At 72.9% G+C, this 16,109-nt stretch carries 16 protein-coding genes; 4 read left to right on the top strand and 12 right to left on the bottom strand.

Features of this window, described 5'->3' with window-relative positions; all coding sequences use genetic code 11:
• Positions 1 to 66: 66 nt before the first annotated feature.
• From AB0N17_RS15265 to AB0N17_RS15305, 9 genes are all read right to left on the bottom strand, one after another.
• A complete protein-coding gene (locus AB0N17_RS15265) occupies positions 67 to 480 on the bottom strand; it encodes a DUF3151 domain-containing protein (RefSeq protein ID WP_366011778.1) in 414 nt (137 codons plus the stop codon).
• A gap of 179 nt (positions 481 to 659) precedes the next feature.
• A complete protein-coding gene (locus AB0N17_RS15270) occupies positions 660 to 2,117 on the bottom strand; it encodes an MFS transporter (protein ID WP_366011779.1) in 1,458 nt (485 codons plus the stop codon).
• Between the two features lie 63 nt (positions 2,118 to 2,180).
• Positions 2,181 to 3,203, bottom strand: coding sequence for a class II fructose-bisphosphate aldolase (gene fbaA / locus AB0N17_RS15275; protein ID WP_366011780.1), 1,023 nt, complete (start codon positions 3,201 to 3,203; stop codon positions 2,181 to 2,183).
• Between the two features lie 142 nt (positions 3,204 to 3,345).
• Complete coding sequence (gene pyrE / locus AB0N17_RS15280) at positions 3,346 to 3,894, bottom strand: orotate phosphoribosyltransferase (RefSeq protein WP_366011781.1); 549 nt, start codon at positions 3,892 to 3,894, stop codon at positions 3,346 to 3,348.
• Positions 3,895 to 3,904: 10 nt separating this feature from the next.
• Entirely contained in the window at positions 3,905 to 4,693 is a 789-nt protein-coding gene (locus AB0N17_RS15285) for an aldose 1-epimerase (RefSeq protein ID WP_366011782.1), read from the bottom strand.
• Positions 4,694 to 4,753: 60 nt separating this feature from the next.
• Positions 4,754 to 5,629, bottom strand: coding sequence for an SRPBCC domain-containing protein (locus AB0N17_RS15290; protein ID WP_366011783.1), 876 nt, complete (start codon positions 5,627 to 5,629; stop codon positions 4,754 to 4,756).
• Between the two features lie 59 nt (positions 5,630 to 5,688).
• Positions 5,689 to 7,326, bottom strand: coding sequence for a polyamine aminopropyltransferase (locus AB0N17_RS15295; protein WP_366011784.1), 1,638 nt, complete (start codon positions 7,324 to 7,326; stop codon positions 5,689 to 5,691).
• A gap of 89 nt (positions 7,327 to 7,415) precedes the next feature.
• Complete coding sequence (locus tag AB0N17_RS15300) at positions 7,416 to 7,940, bottom strand: DUF2617 family protein (RefSeq protein WP_366011785.1); 525 nt, start codon at positions 7,938 to 7,940, stop codon at positions 7,416 to 7,418.
• 317 nt (positions 7,941 to 8,257) lie between these two features.
• The gene (locus tag AB0N17_RS15305) at positions 8,258 to 8,650 is read right to left on the bottom strand and encodes a hypothetical protein (protein ID WP_366011786.1); all 393 of its coding nucleotides are present in this window, start codon (positions 8,648 to 8,650) and stop codon (positions 8,258 to 8,260) included.
• A gap of 140 nt (positions 8,651 to 8,790) precedes the next feature.
• Here AB0N17_RS15305 and AB0N17_RS15310 point away from each other — a divergent pair, with 140 nt between their 5' ends.
• Together AB0N17_RS15310 and AB0N17_RS15315 are read left to right on the top strand one after the other, a co-directional pair.
• A complete protein-coding gene (locus AB0N17_RS15310; RefSeq protein WP_366011787.1) occupies positions 8,791 to 9,975 on the top strand; it encodes a pyridoxal phosphate-dependent aminotransferase in 1,185 nt (394 codons plus the stop codon).
• Positions 9,976 to 10,102: 127 nt separating this feature from the next.
• A complete protein-coding gene (locus AB0N17_RS15315) occupies positions 10,103 to 11,299 on the top strand; it encodes a hypothetical protein (protein WP_366011788.1) in 1,197 nt (398 codons plus the stop codon).
• Between the two features lie 15 nt (positions 11,300 to 11,314).
• Here AB0N17_RS15315 and AB0N17_RS15320 read toward each other — a convergent pair whose 3' ends face one another.
• Complete coding sequence (locus tag AB0N17_RS15320; protein WP_366011789.1) at positions 11,315 to 11,845, bottom strand: YbjN domain-containing protein; 531 nt, start codon at positions 11,843 to 11,845, stop codon at positions 11,315 to 11,317.
• 187 nt (positions 11,846 to 12,032) lie between these two features.
• Here AB0N17_RS15320 and AB0N17_RS15325 point away from each other — a divergent pair, with 187 nt between their 5' ends.
• A complete protein-coding gene (locus AB0N17_RS15325) occupies positions 12,033 to 12,455 on the top strand; it encodes a hypothetical protein (RefSeq protein WP_366011790.1) in 423 nt (140 codons plus the stop codon).
• A 3-nt stretch (positions 12,456 to 12,458) separates the two neighbouring features.
• On the opposite strand, the gene clpB is transcribed toward AB0N17_RS15325, so the two are convergent.
• On the bottom strand, positions 12,459 to 15,056 hold the full coding sequence (gene clpB / locus AB0N17_RS15330) for an ATP-dependent chaperone ClpB (protein WP_366011791.1): 2,598 nt from the start codon (positions 15,054 to 15,056) through the stop codon (positions 12,459 to 12,461).
• A 117-nt stretch (positions 15,057 to 15,173) separates the two neighbouring features.
• On the opposite strand from clpB, the gene AB0N17_RS15335 reads away from it, so the two are divergent.
• Positions 15,174 to 15,587 (top strand): TIGR03618 family F420-dependent PPOX class oxidoreductase, encoded by a 414-nt coding sequence (locus AB0N17_RS15335; RefSeq protein ID WP_366011792.1) that lies wholly within the window; start codon positions 15,174 to 15,176, stop codon positions 15,585 to 15,587.
• 160 nt (positions 15,588 to 15,747) lie between these two features.
• Here AB0N17_RS15335 and AB0N17_RS15340 read toward each other — a convergent pair whose 3' ends face one another.
• On the bottom strand, positions 15,748 to 16,083 hold the full coding sequence (locus AB0N17_RS15340; RefSeq protein ID WP_366011793.1) for a hypothetical protein: 336 nt from the start codon (positions 16,081 to 16,083) through the stop codon (positions 15,748 to 15,750).
• Between the last annotated feature and the right edge of the window lie 26 nt (positions 16,084 to 16,109).

The raw sequence follows: 16,109 nt of genomic DNA on the forward strand, positions 1-16,109 counted from the left end.
CAATCGCCGAGGAAACGGCAAGGCCCGTCCGCTGCCGGACGGGCCCCTGCCCGTGCCACGGGACGGTCAGCCGAGGGTCTGGGCCGCCGTGGGCGAGGAGTCCTTCAGGAACTGGCTGCAGCGCTCGTACTCGTCCTGCTCGCCGATGGTCTGGGCGGCGCGGGCCAGGCCGTGCAGGGCGCGCAGGAAGCCGCGGTTCGGCTCGTGCTCCCAGGGGACCGGGCCGTGCCCCTTCCACCCGTTGCGGCGCAGCGCGTCGAGACCGCGGTGGTAGCCCGTACGGGCGTAGGCGTACGACTCCACGACCGCGCCGCGCTCGAACGCCTCGTCGGCCAGCTGGGCCCAGGCGAGGGAGGAGGTGGGGTACTTGGCGGCCACGTCCGCCGGCGCGGTGCCCTGGGCGAGGAGGTCGCGGGGCTCCGGGTCGTCGGGGAGGTGGGTGGGGGGCGGGCCGCCCAGGAGGTTCTCGTGAATCGTCATGGGGTCCAGTCTGGCCCACGCGACGGTGTCCCGCGGTGCCCGGTTCTCCGGGGGCGCCCACCTGCGTCGATGTGCGGCTCCTGCACCGGTGTGCGGCTGCGCACCGTGACCGCCGCCGGCCACCACGCGCCCGCGGCCGAAAGCCCCCTGCCCGCCCCGCCCCCTGGCCGCCCCGTCTCCTAGCCGCCCCGCCGCTCCCCCTCCAGCGGTGGCGTCGTCACGTTGCCGTGGCAGCGGCACTCCGGGTGACGGCAGTCCGGGGCCGGGCGGCGGACCCGGGTGAAGGCAAGCACCGAGCCCAGGACCAGCACCGCCGCCAGCATCGGCATCGCGCGGTCGAACGCGGCGTCGAAGGCCGTCGGGCTGCGGTACGCCTCCGGGCCCATCCCGGTGAGCAGAGGGAGCGCCGCGACGGCCACCAGGCCCGCCACTCGGGCCGCCGCGTTGTTGATGCCGCTCGCCAGCCCCGCCCGGGAGGCGTCCACCGAGGCCAGGACCGTGGCCGTCAGCGGGGCGACCAGGGTGACCATGCCGGCGCCCATCACCAGCAGGGCCGGCAGCACGTCCGTGACGTAGTCCGCGTGGGGGCCCACCCGCAGCATCAGCAGCAGCGCCGCCGCACAGAGCAGCGGGCCGACCGTGAGCGGCAGGCGTGGCCCCGTGCGGTCGGCCAGGGCGCCGGAGCGGGAGGAGAACAGCAGCATCAGGGCCGTGGTCGGCAGCAGGGCCGTACCGGCGGCCAGCGGCGAGTAGCCCGCCACCACCTGCAGCTGGAGCGCGGTGAGGAAGAAGAAACCGCCGAAGGCCGCGTACACGCACAGGGTGACCAGGTTGACCGCCGTGAACTGGCGCGAGGCGAAGATGTCCGGCGGGAGCATCGGGTCCGGGCGGTGCCGCTCGACCCAGACGAAGGCCACGGCCGCCGCCAGGCCCGCCGCCCCGGTCAGGGCCACCGCCACGGTGCCGCTGCGCGCCTCGATGAGGGCGTACGTCAGCAGGGCGAGGGAAAGAGCGCCGAGCGCCGCGCCCAGGACGTCGAAGCGGCCGTGGGCGCGCTTGTCGGCGGACTCGGGCACGTGCCGCAGGGCCACCGGCACGCACAGCAGGGCCAGCGGCACGTTCAGCAGGAACACCCAGCGCCAGCCGGGCCCGGCCACCAGCCAGCCCCCCAGGAACGGGCCGACCGCCGCGCCGATCCCGCCGAAGCCGGACCAGAAGCCGACGGCCCGGCTCCGGTCGTCGGAGTGGAAGGACGACTGGATGAGGGCGAGGGAGCCGGGGGTGAGGAGGGCCCCGCCGATGCCCTGCAGCGCCCGCGCCGCGATCAGTACGACCGAGTTCGGGGCGAGACCGCACAGCAGGGAGGACGACGCGAACCAGACGACCCCCAGCACGAAGATCTTCCGGCGGCCGTAGCGGTCCCCCAGCGAACCGCCGAGCAGGATCAGGCCCGCCAGCGTGACCATGTACGCGTTGACCGTCCACTGCAGGGCGGCGAGGCCGGCCCCCAGGTCACGGCCGATGCTCGGGAGCGCCACGTTGACGACGGTCGAGTCCAGCATGGCCATGCTGGAGCCGAGGACGGTGGTGAGCAGGATCCACTTGCCCTGGGGCGAGGCCAGCCGGACGTCGGGCATGGTCCCAGGTATACAGCGGGCCCGGCGGCATGGACAGCCGCCGGGCCCGCCGTGGGGTACCGCTTACTTGATCTTGTTGCCCGCCGAGCGCAGGTTCTGCGTGGCCTCCAGGACACGCGCGGCCATGCTCGCCTCGGCCAGCTTGCCCCAGGTGCGCGGGTCGTAGGCCTTCTTGTTGCCGACCTCGCCGTCGACCTTCAGGACGCCGTCGTAGTTCTGGAACATGTGGGCCGCGACCGGGCGGGTGAAGGCGTACTGGGTGTCCGTGTCGAGGTTCATCTTCACGACGCCGTTGTCCAGCGCGGTCAGGATCTCCTGCTCGGTGGAGCCGGAGCCGCCGTGGAAGACGAAGTCGAACGGGGACGCCTTGCCGAACTTGGCGGCGACGCCGTCGTTCAGCTCCTTCAGCAGGTCGGGGCGGAGCACGACGTTGCCGGGCTTGTACACGCCGTGCACGTTGCCGAAGGAGGCGGCCAGCAGGTAGCGGCCCTTCTCGCCCAGGCCGAGGGCCTCGGCGGTGCGGATCGCGTCCTCGACCGTGGTGTAGAGGGAGTCATTGATCTCGTGGGAGACGCCGTCCTCCTCGCCGCCGGTGGGGGTGATCTCCACCTCAAGGATGATCTTGGCGGCGCGGGTGCGCTCCAGCAGCTCCTGGGCGATCTCCAGGTTGTCGGCGAGGGTCTCCGCGGAGCCGTCCCACATGTGGGACTGGAACAGCGGGTTCCGGCCGGCCTTCACGCGCTCCTCGGAGATCGCGATCAGCGGGCGCACGTACCCGTCGAGCTTGTCCTTCGGGCAGTGGTCCGTGTGCAGCGCGATGTTGACCGGGTACTTCTCGGCGAGGATGTGCGCGTACTCGGCGAGCGCGACCGCGCCGGTCACCATGTCCTTGCTGTACTGGCCGCCGAGGAACTCCGCACCACCCGTGGAGATCTGGACGATGCCGTCGCTCTCCGCCTCCGCGAAGCCGCGCAGCGCCGCGTTCAGGGTCTGGCTCGAGGTGACGTTGATGGCCGGGTAGGCGAACTTGCCTGCCTTCGCCCGGTCGAGCATCTCGTTGTAGACCTCGGGGGTTGCGATGGGCATCTGTCCGCTCCTTGTGTTGCGGGTTGGCTTGGTGCGTTACGGCCCTGACCTAGACCTGGGGGGCGACGTCATCGTCGCCCCCATCTTTCCAGACATGGACCGCTGGTCCATGCGTCGGACAAGTCCAGGTCAATCCGCGTCGTCAGTCCAGACCCAGTTCATCCTTCGAGAAGGCGAACCGGTACGGAACGCCCGCGCCGGCCTCGATCTTCTCGGCGGCACCGGTCGCCCGGTCCACGATGGTCGCGACGGCGACGACCTCCGCGCCGGCCTCGCGCACGGCCTCCACGGCGGTCAGCGGGGAGCCGCCGGTGGTGGAGGTGTCCTCGACGACGAGCACGCGCCGGCCCGCGATGTCCGGGCCCTCCACACGCCGCTGCAGGCCGTGCGCCTTCGCCGCCTTGCGGACGACGAACGCGTCGAGCTTCTTCCCGCGCGCGGCGCCGGCGTGCAGCATGGCCGCGGCGACCGGGTCGGCGCCCATGGTGAGACCGCCGACCGCGTCGAACTCCAGGTCGGCGGTCAGGTCGAGGAGCACCTGGCCGACCAGCGGGGCGGCCTCGCCGTCGAGGGTGATGCGGCGCAGGTCGACGTAGTAGTCGGCTTCCAGACCCGACGAGAGGGTCACCTTGCCGTGCACCACGGCCTTGTCCTTGATCTGCTGCAGCAGCGCGCCACGTACATCCGTCATGCCGACCAGCTTAAAGGCGCCGCCATGTCCAGGTCGTCGTCGCCTCCAGCGGTTCCAGCGGGGTGACCAGGCGCGGGAGGGTGTTCAGCCCGTTGGGCGGACCCGTCTGCGGCTCGACGCACACGGCCTCGGCCTGCTCGTCGTAGACGACCACCCACTCCTCGCGGCTGGTCACCTTCAGCTCCAGCTGCTCCGGCCAGGTGAGGGTGACGTCGACGCCGTCGGGCATGCCGAAACAGTCGTCCCAGGGGCCGGGGACGGGGTCGATGCGGTTGCCGGTGGGCAGGTGGTCGGCGCCGCGCTCCTCCTGCCAGGCGGGCGTGAAGTCGAGCGCCGCGTCCTGGCCGCCGAGGTTGCGGTTGAACCACGGGTGCCAGCCGATCTGCGCCGGGAAGGAGTCGTCCCGTGCCTCGACGGACATCGTCAGCGTCAGGCTGTCCTCGGTGAGCGTGACGACCTGGGTGACGCGGCCGCGGTGCGGCCAGGGGTCGACGAGGTCGTACGTGATCACCGCCTCGCCCTCCGAGGCGCGCGCGACGCGCCAGGCGCCGTCGCGGGCGGTGCCGTGGATGGCGTGCGGCGGGGAGTTCAGCGGCATCTGGCGGACGGTGCCGCCGTCGAGGAAGCGGCCCTCCCGGATCCGGCCGCACCAGGGGACCATCGGGAAGCAGCCGAAACGCGGGCCCTGCCTGAGCAGTTCGAGGGATCCGACCCTGACTCCACCGATACGGCCCCCGTTGGCGGGGGTGAGGCGTACTTCCGCTTCGCCTGCGGTCAGCGTGATGGCTTCGTTGCTCACGGGACGACAGTACTGGGGCAGGGCCGGCCGGCACTCCGGGTGCGGGCGCGTCGGGCGCGCTCAGCGGCGTTTGCGCAGGGCCCTGCCGACGACGATCGCGGACGCCACCACCAGGGCCGCCGCGGGAGCCGCCCAGCGCAGGGCCGAGGTCGCCGAGACCGCCTGGGGTGCCGGGACGGGCGCGTAGCGGCCCCGCGGGGGCGCGTGGTCGACCTCCTCGGCGCTGCGGCCGATCATGGTCCGGCGGGCGTGCGCGGCCTCGGCGGGGGGCTCGCCGGTGTCGGCGAAGTTCTCGGCGGGCCGGTCGGCGGCCGACGCGCCGGTGCCGCCGGCACCGTCCTCCGCGCCCTGCACGCCCTCCGCGCCCGCCGTGTCCGCGCCGGCCCCGTCGCCCTCGTCGTCCCCCTCGCCCTCGTCGGCCTCCGGGTCCAGGGACGGCGGGCGCACGTCGGTGTCGAAGACGGAGACGTGGTCCTCACGGGCGTCCGCGTCCTCGCGTGCCTCCGCGCGCCCGGCCCCGGCCTCGCCCAGCCCCTCCAGGAAGCGGCCCAGCAGCCTGGTCGCCGCCGAGGTCACCGCCTCCGCCGGCAGTTCCGCGATCCGGCCGTCCGCGTCCGCCGTGCCCTCGGCCGTGACCGTCGTACCGCCCTCGGTCTCCGCGAGGCGCAGGGTGAGGGCGAGCTTCACGGCACCGGTGCCGCGGGCCTCGGTGGCGTCGCCCTCGACCGCGTACGTGCCGTCGTCCCGGGGCGTGATCCGCAGCGCCCCCCGGTAGGTGACGGAGTGTCCGCCGACGCGCAGCTTCAGCCGCCCGGCGACGGGTTCGGCACCGGCGTCCTGCTGCAGGCCGGGGATCGCGCGGGCGACGCGCGCGGGGTCGGCGAGGGCCGCTCCGAGTCGCTCGGCGGGAACCGGAACGAAGACCTGGTGCTCCATGTCCGCTGAGCCTACCCACCGGTGGCCGGAACGTACCCTCCCGGGAACGGGGTCCGTGGTCAGTACCGGGGATGCGCCAGTGTCGAGGCGGCCAGCCCCGCGACCCACGTCCGCCGCGCCGCCCTCCCGTCCGCCGCCAGCCCGGCCTGCGTCAGGGTGTGCGGGTGCCAGGGGTCCAGGCGCAGCGGGGGCGGGGTCCGGCCGGGAGCCGCCAGCAGGAAGCCCCAGTCGTGCGGGGCCCCGGACTCGCCCGCCGAGCGGTCGGGGCCCGCCGGGAAGCCGGAGTCCTGGCCGAGGACCCGGTAGGGGGAGACGGCGAAGCCGGCCGCGCGGAGGGTCGCGGCGACCGTCCAGAAGACATGGCGGCGGGTGGTGAGCCGGCCCGCGTGCACCACCAGCCGTCCGTCGGGGGCGAGGGTGCGGCGGGCCAGGCCGTAGAACTCCTGCGAGTACAGCTTGGTGCTGGCGGTGATGCCGGGGTCGGGCAGATCGGCGATCACGACGTCGTACGCGCGGGCGGGTGCGCCGCGCAGCCAGCCGAAGGCGTCGGCGGTGGTGACGTGGACGCGGGGGTCGGCGTAGGCGTGGCCGTTGGTGGCGGCCAGGCCGGGGTCGTGGCGGGCCAGGCGGACCAGGCCGGGGTCCAGTTCGACGATGTCGACGCGGCGCACCCCGCGGTGGCGCAGCACCTCGCGGGCGGCCAGGCCGTCGCCGCCGCCGAGGATCAGCACGCGCGCGTGGGGACCGCCGGACAGGGCGGGGTGGACCAGCGCCTCGTGATAGCGGTGTTCGTCCCGGCCGCCGACCCGGAGACGGCCGTCGAGGTAGAGGTCGAGGGGCCTGCCGTGGGTGCCGCCGGTCAGGACGACCTCCTGCACGCCGGTCTGTACGGCGACCCGGACGTCGTCGCCGTACACGGCGCGCCGGGCGGCCCGTTCGAAGTCGCCGGCGAGGGCAGCGGCGGAGGCGAGGACGCCGAGGACGGTGAGGCCGACGAGGAGCAGGGTCCAGCGGGCCCGGCGGGTGAGGTCACGGCGGAAGAGGCCCAGCACCAGCGCGCCGCCCGCGACCACGTTGACCGTGCCGGTCAGCAGGGCGCCCGTCAACTGGCCGAAGAACGGCAGCAGGAGGAAGGGAAAGGCCAGGCCGCCGACGAGGGCGCCGACGTAGTCGGCCGCGAACAGGTCGGCCACCGCGCCGCCCGCGTCCTGCCGGCGGATGCGCTGGATCAGCTCCATCAGCAGCGGGACCTCGGCGCCGATGAGCAGTCCGATGGCGAGCGAGAAGGCGACCAGGAGGCAGCGCGGCCCCTCGGTCCACATCCCGCCCCAGCCACCGGTCCAGGCGAACACGGCGTACAGCGCCATCGCGCTGCACCCGCCGACCAGCGCGAGGGCGGTCTCGATCGCGCCGAAGCCGGCCGCCGCGTGCCAGCGCAGCCGCTTGGCGCCGAGCGAGCCGACACCCATGGCGAACACCATCACGGACAGCACGACGGAGGACTGCGTGACCGAATCGCCGATCAAGTACGACGCGAACGCGACGAGTTCGAGCTCGTACACGAGTCCGCAGGCCGCGCAGACGAAGACGCACACGAGGACCAGGAACCGCCCGGTGCCGGGCCGGACCGGCAGCCGTGCGGGAGCTGTCCAGGACGGCGGACGGACCGGGGGCGCGGGAGCGTGCGGTTCGATCACTCTGAGACGTTACGTCACACCCTCGGTACGCTTCGTCACCCACACGTGTGGATCTGCGGGCAGTTGACGCGTACCGGGTTTATGTCGCCCTAACTCCGTTGTGCCGCCTGCCTACGTGCCCCGACCCGGGTGCGGGTGGCCACCAACTGCCCGTCCTGCGGGTAGGCGTGCCAGGTGCGCCAGTGCACCTGGCCCTCATGCCGCTGCGCCAGCATCGCGGTGAACGCGTACGGGCTGCCGGGGAAGACGCCGGCCAGGCCGTGCGGATGGTCGGAGACCAGGTCCAGCAACTCCTGGGCGCGGCCCGCGAAGGAGCCGGGGGTGAGGACCTCGACGCGGGCGGCGAACTCGTACTCCCAGTCACCGACGCGCTTGGCGACGCCGAGAGGCAGCGGGGTGCTGGAGCCGGGGATGCAGGCGACCGTTTCCGAACAGCTGCCGCACTCCTCCTCCAGGAGCACCTGGTGGGACGCGCCGAGCAGTCTCAACTGCAGTTTCGCCCCGGCGAGTTCCAGATCCAGGGTGGCCAGCGCGGGCAGCGGCTCGCGCCCCAGGGTCCAGGCGAGGTCGGCAGCGCGCGTATCGGTGTAGGAGGTGTTCAGGGTCGTGAGCATGGGTCGGCTCCGCTAACACGCGATGAAGGGGAGATCGGCCATGTCAGCCCAGCCGGCCCGGCCGGGTGGGGGCTCTGGGAGGACGTCCGAGGGGCTGCGTTGGCGATTTAGAGGGAATCATGGACAGTGGCACCGCCACAGCGTTTTTACCCAACTTCGTGGGGTTTCCATCCCTCAGAGGGCTACACAGCTCAACTGTTCAACCATGGCGTGCGCCGGGCGCGCGCACCCAGGGGGCAGGCGCCCGCCGGAACCTCCGCCGGCAGGCGCCCGTGTGCGGCCCGGACACGGCCCCCCGCAAGCCCGGCCGCCCCGTGTCAGCTGCCTCCCCCGCACCCGCCGCCGCCTCCGCCGCACGACGAACCGCCGCCGCACGAGGACCCGCCGCCGCAGGAGGACGACCCCCCGCAGGAGTGCCCTCCGCACGAGTGGCCCCCGTGCCCCCCGTGGTGGCCGCCGTGGTGACCGCCGTGGTGGCCGCCGGACGACGACCCGCCGTCTCCCGCTCCGGCCCCCGCGCCGGCCCACCAGCTGCCGCTGCCGTCGTACGACGACGAGGACGAGTGCGGGTACGACGACCGGTGGGACCGGACCCGGCCGCGCTTGCCGGGCGGCACCCCCGCCCGCCGCTTGCGGTTCCCGCTCCCCAGCGCCCTGATGGTCACGAGCGCGGCCACCACCAGGATGAAGCCGATGATGCCGACGGCCATGGCGTCACCCTCCTTCCGTTCCCCCGAAGCGGCCCCCCGTGGGCGCCTCGCCTGTACCGCGTCCCGCGCGGTGACCTGGGGATGCCCGGCCGCCTCGACGGGCAAAGCAGAGTTGAGGAACTCCAGAGCTTGGGCGGAGGATGGCCGGCATGACCTCCACCGCGCGCCCCCACCTCAACCGCCGGCTCGCCGAGTTCGGGACGACGATCTTCGCCGAGATGTCCGCGCTCGCCGTGGCCACCGGGTCGATCAACCTGGGCCAGGGCTTCCCCGACACCGACGGCCCCGAGGAGGTCAGGGAGGCGGCCGTGCGGGCGCTGCGCGACGGCCGCGGCAACCAGTACCCGCCGGGCCCCGGCATCCCCGAGCTGCGCACCGCGGTCGCCGCGCACCAGCTGCGCCGCTACGGCCTGGCGTACGACCCGGACACCGAGGTGCTGGTGACGGCGGGCGCGACGGAGGCCATCGCGGCGGCACTGCTGGCGCTGGTCGAGCCGGGGGACGAGGTGGTGGCGCTGGAGCCGTACTACGACTCCTACGCGGCGAGCATCGCGCTGGCGGGCGGCGCGCGCGTGCCCGTGACCCTCCGGCCGCACGACGGCGGCTTCCGCCTCGACCTCGACGAGCTGCGCGCCGCGGTCACCGACCGCACCCGCCTGCTGCTGATCAACACCCCGCACAACCCGACCGGTACGGTCCTCACGCGCGCGGAGCTGGCCGCGATCGCCGAGCTGGCGGTGGAGCGTGATCTGCTGGTGGTGACGGACGAGGTGTACGAGCACCTGGTCTTCGACGACGCCGGGCACGTGCCGCTCGCCACGTTCCCCGGGATGCGCGAGCGCACGGTGAGCATCGGCTCGGCCGGGAAGACGTTCTCCTTCACGGGCTGGAAGGTCGGCTGGGTGACGGCCGCGCCCGAGCTGGTCACCGCGGTCCGCTCGGTCAAGCAGTTCCTGACCTACGTCTCCTCCGGCCCCTTCCAGTACGCGGTCGCCGAGGCGCTCGCCCTGCCCGACGCCTACTTCGAGGAGTTCCGCCGGTCCATGCTGGCCCGACGCGACATCCTCGCCGAGGGGCTGCGGGAGGCCGGCTTCGAGGTCTTCACACCGGCCGGCACCTACTTCATCACCACCGACATCCGCCCCCTCGGCGAGAAGGACGGCTTCGCCTTCTGCCGCGCCCTGCCGGAGCGGGCGGGCGTGGTGGCCATCCCCAACGCGGTGTTCTACGACGACCGCGAGGCGGGCGCACCGTTCGTGCGGTTCGCGTTCTGCAAGCGGGAGGAAGTCCTCCGGGAGGCGGCGCGGAGGCTGCGGGCGATGTGACCGCCCCGCGGGGGGTGCGGGGAACCGCGCGAACCGCACCCTCCCGTACGCGACACAGGTGAACCCGTACCGCACTCGGACGTCGCCTGCTCGCATCGGCGGCCCGCCCCTTGCAGGGTGCGGAGGTGTGACCACCCACGCCAGCACCGTCCTCGCCCCGACCGTCGCCACACCACAGCCGGCGCCCCAGGAGCGCACCGGCCCGTCGCTGCTCCGCGCGAGCGGGGTCGCCGTGGGCCTGTTCCTGGGCGCCCGGCTCGCCGGGGTGGCCGTGCTCGCCCTCGTCGTCCCGGCCGGCGGCCGGCACCCCCTCGCGCTGCTCGGCCGGTCCTGGGACTCCGTCTGGTACCTGGCGATCGCCGCGCACGGTTACGGCCACGACCTGCCCTCCCGCGTCCCGGGCGAGCACAGCGATCTCGCGTTCTTCCCGCTGTACCCGGCGCTGGTGCGGACGGTGACCGCGCTGGTCCCCCTCGGCGGGGGCGCCGCCGGGCTGCTGGTGTCCTGGACCGCGGCCGTCGTCGCCGCCGCCGGTATCCACGCCGTCGGCGCCCGGCTGCACGGGCGCGCGACCGGTGTCGCGCTGGTGGTGCTGTGGGGGCTGCTGCCGCACTCGGTGGTGCTGTCGATGGCGTACACCGAGCCGCTGCTGACCGCGTTCGCGGCCTGGTCGCTGTACGCGGTGCTGGCCGGGTCATGGCTGTGGGCGGGCGCGCTGGCGGCGCTCGCGGGGCTGTCCCGGCCGAACGGGTTCGCGGTCGCCGCCGCCGTACTGGCCGCCGCCGGTGCCGAGGTGTGGCGGCGGCGCGGCCGGGTTTCCCACAGGCTGTGGACGGGCGCGGCGCTCGCCCCGCTGGGCTGGACGGCGTACGTGCTGTGGGTGGGCCGGCGCAAGGGGAACCTGCTGGACGGCTACTTCGAGGTGCAGCGGCAGTGGGGGTCGCGGTTCGACCTCGGGCGCGGCTCGTGGCAGTTCGTGCGCGGGCTGCTGCTGAACGGCCACCGCATGGTGTTCCCGATGGCGCTGGTCATCGTCGCCGCGGGCGTGCTGCTGTACGTGCTGCTGCTCCTGGAGCGGGCCCCGCTGCCGCTCGTCGTGCACAGCGGGGTGCTGCTGCTGATCGCGCTCGGCGGGTCGGGCTACTTCGAGTCCAAGCCGCGGTTCCTGCTGCCGGCGTTCCCGCTGCTGCTGCCGCTCGCCGGGGCGCTGGTACGGACGGCGAGAGCCCGGCCCTGGCACGCGACGGTGATCGTCGCGGCCCTGGCCGGGCTCAGCTATGTCTACGGCGCGTACCTGCTGGTCTTCGCGCGCGCGCCGCTGTAGGCCCCGCGGCGGGGGTTACTCGCCCTCGTCCTCGGGCTTCTCCGCTTCGTCGACCTCCTGCTCCAGGCCGAGCTGCTCGACCAGCCACCGGTCGAACTCGATCGCGGCCCGCACCCAGCTGACCGTCGACGAGACGAAGTGGTTGATGTCGACGCCCGTGCCGATCAGCATCTGGGCCTCGCCGATCAGGCGGACGGTGCCGTCGTCGTGGGTGTGGGTGTACACCTTGGGCCACAGGGTGCGGCGGTTCCAGTCGTCGACGGACTCCAGCAGCGCCGTCTTCTCGTCGATCTGGTGGGGGCGGTCGTAGAAGGTCCGCACCGAGAAGACCGCCTGCTCGTCGTCACCGCGGAACATGAAGTACGTGCGGAACTGCTCCCACGGCGCCGCGAGGTCACCCTCCTCGTCGACGACGTACTTCAGCTCCATCTGGTCGAGGAGCTGCTTCACGAGATCCTGATCCGGGACGACGGGGCCCGCCGGTCCTTGGGGCTGCGGTTCGGGCTGGCCCCCGAAGTTCGGAATCGAGGACGGGTCGATGCTCACCGTATTTTTCCCTTCATGCGGATTCCGCCATCCTCCCCCACGGGGGGAGGGGGGAAGCAAGCCCCGACGCCGCCTGTCAGCCGACGGCTGACATGATCGGGCTGACCGGCCGGGCGGCCGGCCGGCGAGGGGGGGCGGTGTGGTCGGGCGGAAGCTGGGAAGAGCCGCTGTGATCACGGTGATCGCGGTGTCTTCCGCCGTGGCCGTGATGTGGCTGTTCTCGACCTTGGTGAAGCTCGTGTTCTCCTACGCGCTGGACACGAGCCCCAAGGACGCGTCCTGCGCCCAGGCGCTCGCCTTCGGCGGGGCGAAGCTGCCCGAAGGGGCGTACGACGAGCACTGCACCGTGGAGGCCTGGCTGGACACCTCCTACGACGCCACCTTCCGGATGCCGAGGGACGGCGTGCGCGACTGGCTGAAGGCCACCTATCCGCACGCGCCGGAGCCGCACTCGGAGTACTGCGACGACGGGGCGGACGTGTGTCTGGATCTGACCGGCGGCGGCCACGACGCGCCGCCGGCCGGCGCAGACGCCAACGCGGTGGAGGTGGACGTGACGTACGAGGGCCACGGCCGGGCCCTCGTACGTTTCACGGCCTACACCGTGTGAGCGTCACAGCGTCTTCCCCGTCGCCGGGCCCACCAGCAGCCCCTCGCCGAAGCGGTCCACGCGGACCGTGTCGCCGTCCTCGATCTCGCCGGAGAGGATCTCCTTGGCGAGCCGGTCGCCGATGGCGGTCTGCACCAGGCGGCGCAGCGGGCGGGCGCCGTAGGCCGGGTCCATGCCCTCCTCGGCGAGCCAGGCCAGCGCCTGGGGCGTGACGTCCAGGGTGAGCCGGCGCTCGGCGAGCCGCTTGGCCAGGCGGTCGATCTGCAGCCCGGCGATCCGCTCCAGCTCGGGCTTGGTCAGCGCGGAGAAGACCACCAGGTCGTCGAGCCGGTTGAGGAACTCCGGCTTGAAGGAGGTCCGGACGACCTCCAGCACCTGCTGCTTCTTCTCCTCCTCGCCGGTGACCGGGTCGACCAGGAACTGACTGCCCAAATTGGAGGTGAGCACCAGGATGGTGTTGCGGAAGTCGACCGTACGGCCCTGGCCGTCGGTCAGCCGGCCGTCGTCCAGCACCTGGAGCAGGATGTCGAAGACCTCGGGGTGGGCCTTCTCCACCTCGTCCAGCAGGACCACGGTGTACGGGCGCCTGCGCACCGCCTCCGTCAGCTGGCCGCCCTCCTCGTAGCCGACGTACCCGGGGGGCGCGCCGACCAGCCGGGCCACGCTGTGCTTCTCGCCGTACTCCGACATGTCGATGCGGACCATGGCCCGCTCGTCGTCGAAGAGGAAGTCGGCGAGTGCCTTGGCGAGTTCGGTCTTGCCGACGCCCGTCGGGCCGAGGAAGAGGAAGGAGCCGGTCGGACGGTCGGGGTCGGCGATACCCGCGCGGGAGCGGCGCACCGCGTCCGACACGGCCCGTACGGCCTCGGTCTGGCCGATGAGCCGCTTGCCCAGCTCGTCCTCCATGCGCAGCAGCTTCTGCGTCTCGCCCTCCAGCAGGCGGCCCGCCGGGATGCCGGTCCAGGCGGCGACGACGTCCGCGATGTCGTCGGAGCCGACCTCCTCCTTGACCATGGTGTCCCTGGCGACCTCTTCCTCGGCCTGCGAGGCGGCCTGAAGCTCCTTCTCCAGCTGCGGGATCTCGCCGTAGAGCAGCTTGGCGGCGGTGTCGAAGTCGCCGTCGCGCTGGGCCCGTTCGGCCTGTCCGCGCAGGTCGTCCAGGCGCTCCTTCAGCTCACCGACCCGGTTGAGGGACTGCTTCTCCTTCTCCCAGCGGGCGGTCAGGCCCCGCAGCTCCTCCTCCTTGTCGGCGAGGTCGCGGCGCAGCTTCTCCAGCCGGGCGACGGAGGCCGGGTCGGTCTCCTTGGCGATCGCCAGCTCCTCCATCTTCAGCCGGTCGACGGCGCGCTGGAGCTCGTCGATCTCGACCGGGGAGGAGTCGATCTCCATGCGGAGCCGGGAGGCGGCCTCGTCGACGAGGTCGATGGCCTTGTCGGGGAGGAAGCGGGAGGTGATGTAGCGGTCGGAGAGGGTGGCGGCGGCCACCAGCGCGCTGTCGGCGATCTGCACCTTGTGGTGGGCCTCGTACCGGCCCTTCAGGCCGCGGAGGATCGCGATGGTGTCCTCCACCGTCGGCTCGGCGACCAGCACCTGCTGGAAGCGGCGCTCCAGCGCGGGGTCCTTCTCGATCCGCTCCCGGTACTCGTCCAGGGTGGTGGCGCCGACCATGCGCAGCTCGCCGCGGGCCAGCATGGGCTTCAGCATGTTGCCCGCGTCCATGGCCGAATCGCCGCCGGCGCCGGCCCCGACGACGGTGTGCAGCTCGTCGATGAAGGTGATGATCTGCCCGTCGGAGTCCTTGATCTCGGCGAGGACGGACTTCAGCCGCTCCTCGAACTCACCGCGGTACTTGGCGCCGGCCACCATGGCGCCGAGGTCCAGCGCGACCAGCCGCTTGTCCCGCAGCGACTCCGGCACGTCCCCCTTGACGATCCGCTGGGCGAGCCCCTCGACCACGGCGGTCTTGCCGACGCCGGGCTCGCCGATGAGCACGGGGTTGTTCTTCGTACGGCGGCTCAGCACCTGCACCACCCGCCGGATCTCCTGGTCCCGGCCGATGACCGGATCCAGCCGGCCCTCGCGGGCGGCGGCGGTGAAGTCGGTGCCGAACTTCTCCAGGGCCTTGTACTGGCCCTCGGGGTCGGCGGTGGTCACGCGGCGTCCTCCCCTGGCCTTCTTGAAGGCCTCCAGCAGCTTCTTCGCGTCCGCGCCCTGCCGGGCGAGCAGCTCACCGGCGGCTCCGCCCTTGGCGGCGATGCCGATCAGCAGGTGCTCCGTCGACAGGTACTCGTCACCGAGGTCCTTGGCCCGCTCGGTCGCGTCGGCGATCACGGCCAGCAGCTCGCGGTTGGGCTGCGGCGGCGCCACGGTGGACCCGGTCACGCTGGGCAGCCCGGCCAGCAGCTTCTCCGCGCCCGCGCGCACCGCGGCCTGGTCGGCCTCGACGGCGGCGAGCAGGTCGGTGATGTTCTCGTTCTCCTGCCCCTGGAGCAGCGCCAGCAGCAGATGAGCGGGGGTGAGGTCCGGGTGCCCCTCGGCCACGGCGCGGTTGCTCGCCGCATTGATCGCGTCCCGGCTCCGGTTGGTCAGCTCGGCGTCCACGTCGTCCGTTCTCCTCCTCGGCCACAGTTCCCACTGCTGACTTCACCAGCGTACACAAAGTTGAGTCCATTCCGCTCAAGGTTCGGGCGGGAGCGCCTCCAGGGCTAGGTTGCAGGCATGGCCTCGCACTCCGTAGACCCGGCTGCCCCGGACGAGCCCTATCTCGCCTTCTGGCGGGAACGGCACCTGTGCACGCTGACGACCCTCCGCCCCGACGGCAGCCCGCACGTGGTGCCGGTCGGGGTGACGTACGACCCCGGGACGCGCACGGCCCGGGTGATCACCGGCGGATCGAGCGCGAAGGCCGGCCATGTGCGCGCGGCCGGGCCCGAGGGCGCGCGGGTGGCGGTCTGCCAGGTGGACGGCCGGCGCTGGGCGACGCTGGAGGGGCGGGCGCACGTACGGACGGAGCCGGAGCGGGTGGCGGAGGCGGAGCGGCGGTACGCCGAGCGGTACGAGCGCAAGCCGTCGCCGAATCCGGCGCGCGTGGTGATCGAGATCGCGGTGGAGCGGGCCCTCGGGCACGGCTGATCGGCGTTCGAGCGCCGAGCGACGACTTTCGGCCACTGTGAAAACGTGTGCATGCCGTGAAATGTCCCCGCAAACTGCAGCGGCGTCACCGTGTTCAGGTCACGGTGACGCCGCTGCGGGGGGAAGCACCTGAGCGATCTTTTACGACGGGGGAATCGCGTCAGGCACTGCGGGGGGTGGCCGAGATGGTCCTCAGGTCCGCGTCCGACGGCTCGCTGAGCCGGTGGTCCCGCTGGTCGAGGTTCACAAAGATCATTCCGTACCGGATGGCGCAGCGCACCGGCTGGGGCGCTCCGCGCGGCTTACGCAGGCACCGGAACGCCCGCACGTCGCCGTCCTCGTCCCGCGTGACGACGACCGGTTCACCGAACACGGTCACCATCAGCGAGTCACCACTGTGGGGGATGGCGGTGACCAGGTCGATGAAGTGCCAGCCCGAACGGTAGGCGGTGGCCATCTCGCGGCGGAAGGAGCGGTCGTCGGGTGGAGTAGTCACATCAGCCCCCTGAACTGTCCGCTGCA

The sequence above is a fragment of the Streptomyces sp. NPDC051133 genome, from assembly GCF_040682635.1.
Classification (GTDB): Bacteria; Actinomycetota; Actinomycetes; order Streptomycetales; family Streptomycetaceae; genus Streptomyces.

Excerpts from the sequence above, each read along its gene's own strand:
- AB0N17_RS15265 (WP_366011778.1), bottom strand. The coding sequence starts at position 480 with ATGACGATTCACGAGAACCTCCTGGGCGGCCCGCCCCCCACCCACCTC.
- AB0N17_RS15270 (WP_366011779.1), bottom strand. The coding sequence starts at position 2,117 with ATGCCCGACGTCCGGCTGGCCTCGCCCCAGGGCAAGTGGATCCTGCTC.
- fbaA (WP_366011780.1), bottom strand. The coding sequence starts at position 3,203 with ATGCCCATCGCAACCCCCGAGGTCTACAACGAGATGCTCGACCGGGCG.
- pyrE (WP_366011781.1), bottom strand. The coding sequence starts at position 3,894 with ATGACGGATGTACGTGGCGCGCTGCTGCAGCAGATCAAGGACAAGGCC.
- AB0N17_RS15290 (WP_366011783.1), bottom strand. The coding sequence starts at position 5,629 with ATGGAGCACCAGGTCTTCGTTCCGGTTCCCGCCGAGCGACTCGGAGCG.
- AB0N17_RS15300 (WP_366011785.1), bottom strand. The coding sequence starts at position 7,940 with ATGCTCACGACCCTGAACACCTCCTACACCGATACGCGCGCTGCCGAC.
- AB0N17_RS15305 (WP_366011786.1), bottom strand. The coding sequence starts at position 8,650 with ATGGCCGTCGGCATCATCGGCTTCATCCTGGTGGTGGCCGCGCTCGTG.
- AB0N17_RS15310 (WP_366011787.1), top strand. The coding sequence starts at position 8,791 with ATGGCCGGCATGACCTCCACCGCGCGCCCCCACCTCAACCGCCGGCTC.
- AB0N17_RS15335 (WP_366011792.1), top strand. The coding sequence starts at position 15,174 with ATGGCCTCGCACTCCGTAGACCCGGCTGCCCCGGACGAGCCCTATCTC.